General features: G+C 50.9%; 1 protein-coding gene. It reads right to left on the reverse strand.

Features of this window, described 5'->3' with window-relative positions:
* Positions 1 to 63: 63 nt before the first annotated feature.
* Complete coding sequence (locus NZM04_02445; GenBank protein MCS7062901.1) at positions 64 to 3,546, reverse strand: putative Ig domain-containing protein; 3,483 nt, start codon at positions 3,544 to 3,546, stop codon at positions 64 to 66.
* Between the last annotated feature and the right edge of the window lie 503 nt (positions 3,547 to 4,049).

Below are 4,049 nucleotides of genomic sequence, written 5' to 3' on the forward strand. Positions count from 1 at the left end.
GGCTTCTCATTGCCAAACACTCTCTACCCTCCCCCCTTGATCCTCTCCCCCTTCAACCCCCCCTTACGGCGCCACATACGCCCCGTTGTTACTCATCACCTGCGTCACATCCAAGCTCGTAATACTCCCATCCGCATTCACATCCGACCGAAACGTCGCATTCGTTATCGCCTGCCCCACTTGCGACGTGGCCTGCGAACTATCCACCGCATTCACCATCCCATTCCCATTCACATCCCCTCGGATGATCCGCCAGTTCACCTTGTCATTCCCTGTCAATGCTTGCCCGTTCACCGTGTTCACCTTCACCCGATACTTCGCGTTGTTCGTCAACCCACTTATCGGGATCCGCACTGTGTTCCCCGAAAAGATAGGCGTTCCAAGGGTGATCGTCGGACCCAGATCCTGCACCACATTCACACTCGTCACCGGCACGTTAAACGTCAACACCAACTCCCTCGCTACAGTGTGCACCCGTGGATCCACCCCAGATATCGACCCCGCCAACGGTAGTGCCACATCCCCCTGGAAACCCCCATGCATCGCCCGCAGCCGCGCCTGTGTCATCATGATAGTCGGCGGTGGCGGCGTATGCGTCACCGTGATCGTCACCGTCTGGCTCACCGTCCCACAGCTATTCGTCGCATCCGCCTGATACGTAAACGTCCCCGTCGCTGAAGGGGTGCCAAGGATCGTATTCCCGCTGATATTCAGCCCTGGTGCTGCAGAGATCGTATTCACCGTTACACTCGGCGTCGGCGTCCCCGTCGTCGTCACCGTATGCGTAAACGCCTGCCCCAACGTCGCCGAAAGCGACCCCGCTGAGGTGATAGAAGGCTGGCTGTTCACCGTTAAGTTCACCGTAAACGGCGCACTCGTCCCCCCTGCATTACTCGCCGTCACCGTAAAGCTATAGGTCCCCACAGCCACATTCCCAGAAATCACACCCGTCCCTGCATTCAAGCTCAAGCCCGTAGGCAAGCTCCCCACTACAGCACAGCTCGTCGGAGAATTCGTCGCCGCCATCGTAATGCTCACCGCCCCAGGATTACAGTGTGTTACACTCGTAGGACCAGTGATAGTGGGCGGCGCACAGTTCGTTACCGTTATCGCTCCACCACCCACTGTCACCCATCCAGCCGCATTCACTGCGCCATTCTGAGGTGAAACCACTTGCACCTGCACCTCATAATTTGTCGGACTCAATGACCCTATCGTATAACTCCCCGCACTCACCGCTGGACGCATACTCACCGGCACACTCGTCCACGTGCTGCTCCCCACCACACGATACTGGATGGCTAAGTGATGAGAAGTTGTGCATCCGGAGTCGTTCCCCCAGTTAAGTTGAATGCCACAGTTCTGTGGAGTGCCAGTAACATTTAGGTTAATCACTGAACAAGGCTGATTGGGCACTATCTGGATCGTCAGTGGCTTGCTCGCACTGTTGCAGGGTGTCGTCAATGTCACGGTCGTCGTCGTGATGCCAGCTGTCGTGGGCGTGCCAGAGATGATGCCTGTTGAGCTATTGATTGTGAGACCAGGGATACCGGGGCTCATAGAGTAGGTCACAGGAGTGTAATTTGGATCGCTAGTGCCCGAGGCATTGTAGCTGAAGGGTTGACCGACCATCCCATATTGTGGTGGGTAGTTCGGTAGTGAGGTCGGTATAGATCCCACCATAATTTTCTTGGTGTAAGTGCCTGTCCTCCCACAACTGTCCTGCACGGTGACTTTGAAAATATACGTCCCAGTAGTGGAGATCGCCCCAGAAAGCGTAGCAGAGCCTGAAGACGGCGTAAATGTCAACCCAGGCGGCACCCCTTGATGCGCTGTAAATGTAACCGGTGCACATCCAGGTAAAGCCTGTGTCGGTATCGTAGCATTGATTGTTTGTCCAACTAAAGGACAAGAAGGAACAGCGCTGAGGTTAGCAGATACCTCTGAAAACTGAGTCAAATAAGCGTCCGTGCCCTCCACCGTCGTCTTGTGAGCATCTGGAGTAATGAAAGCGAGGTTGTTCGATCCCACGATATAAATGCTATGATTGGATGAGATCGCTATCCCTTGAACAGGAGCTTCTACGTATGTCCCCCAAATACGTTGACCGTTAGATGGATTAAGCTTAGCTAAAAAGCCAGATGCCGGATGGTTATATGTCGGTTTGTAGGTCCCTGTTGTGGCTATAGGATTTGGGGCAGACATATAAAAGCTTCCTGCCATCCCCCCCAAATACACACTCCCATCGGGGCCCACTGCAAGAGCAAATCCCATATCTCCCCCTGTCCCCCCATAATACGTCCCCCAAACTCTCTGACCTGTAGTGGCGTTAAATTTAGCCAGTATCGTATTTACATGAGTTGATAGAGCAGTGGATTGATGCGTTCCCACACTGGCTATAGGATTGGGAGCATACGTGTAGACGGATTGTGACGGAGAAAGTATGTAAACCTCGTTAGACATTGGATCAACCGCCGTATGAACTGTCGGACCATATACATTGTAAATATCCTTACTACTTCCCCCGTAGTAGGTTCCCCAAATCCGCGTGCCGTTCGTAGGGTTAAATTTAACCACGAAGAGATCATCAGATCCCCCACCGTAGCTACCTTGGTGAGAACCAGGCGTAGCAATCCCATTCGGAAGTCCAGAGTAGCTTCCAAACGTATATCCTCCCACATATACACTGCCGTCATTCGCTACACTGACTGATGTGATATGATCCGATGAGCTTCCTCCATAAAACGTCCCCCAAATCCGTGTGCCGTTTATCGGGTTGAGCTTGATTAGAAAACCCTCTGCAAAGTCTGATGAACTAGAAGTTGCCTTATGCGTCCCAGTTGTCCCTATTTCGTTCGGAATCGGTAATGGACTGGCCGACCATGCATACCCAGTCCCTACTACATAAACACTTCCATCTGGTCCTACTGCTATATCACACCTTTCTTGCATGGATTGAAGATACGTGCCCCATACTCTCGTCCCATTTGATGGATTAAACTTAGCTACAAATCCTGATCCGCCTGTTGAATTACTTGTTGAATGAAAGGTTCCCGGTGTCGCAATGGGATTGGGAGCTGTGTTGTATAAGGAGCTGGTGTTTCCACAAAGATATACACTCCCATCAAGGGGTGATATGACTACGCTCGGCCCGTAGTGAACTGTTCCTCCATCACCACTACTTCCGCCGTAGTAGGTTGACCAAATCAAGTTACCGCTCGAAGAAAACTTTGCTAAAAAAGCATCCTGTCCTCCCCCGTTTATGCTCTGATGCACACCACTCGTTGCTATCGGATTGGGCGCCGTTGGGTAACTTGATGAGGTGATCCCTGCAATATACACACCCCCATCGGGTCCAACGGCTACTGGCTTTGCTCCAGCACTGATGTTATCAGCGCCTGATCCGCCAAAATAAGTCCCCCATGTAGCATTCGGGATCTGCGCGTGCGATAATCCGCCCCAAAACAATATCCACACGCCTATCGTTGCTCGTAAACCCTTCAAACTCTTTCGGAATACTGATGGATGCATCATTAATGTCTTCATACGGATACCAATTTTCATGATTAAGATGGTGCAAAAACCATGCCAACTTTTTGTTGAGTGGATCCTTCACATGCTGTATTGGGACTCTCAGCATGAATTCAATCAAAATTCAGAGTTGAAGAGGGGCCTGAGGAATGTAGGCTAGCCCTTTTTTGTCTTCATTAGATCAATCTTGAAACTAAGAGATTAATGCGCAGGCATTAACTGCACACAGTGAAGTAAATTTTGCCTTTTGTGACTGCGACGTGAAGCATAGCACCAAGCCACTTTGTTTAAATATATGCCTCGCCGCTTTGATCAAAATAGGCATAAATAACCCATCCTTAATCCACATCTTTCCTTTGGACTAAAACAAGAAGCAAACTGCTACGCGCTTTTAAAGACAAGGAGGTGTTGCATATCGCTCGACACCGCACTCCATGACCGCATTAGAACGATTAACTAGCTGCCAGTCCCACCCCTTTTTTCATTATTCCACACCTCGTCTTTATAAGTTCGCCTCG

This window comes from Candidatus Methylacidiphilales bacterium (genome assembly GCA_025056655.1).
Lineage (GTDB): Bacteria > Verrucomicrobiota > Verrucomicrobiia > Methylacidiphilales > JANWVL01 > JANWVL01.

Bases quoted from the DNA above. Each gene is read 5' to 3' on its own strand.
- NZM04_02445 (MCS7062901.1), bottom strand. From the start codon at position 3,546: ATGAAGACATTAATGATGCATCCATCAGTATTCCGAAAGAGTTTGAAG.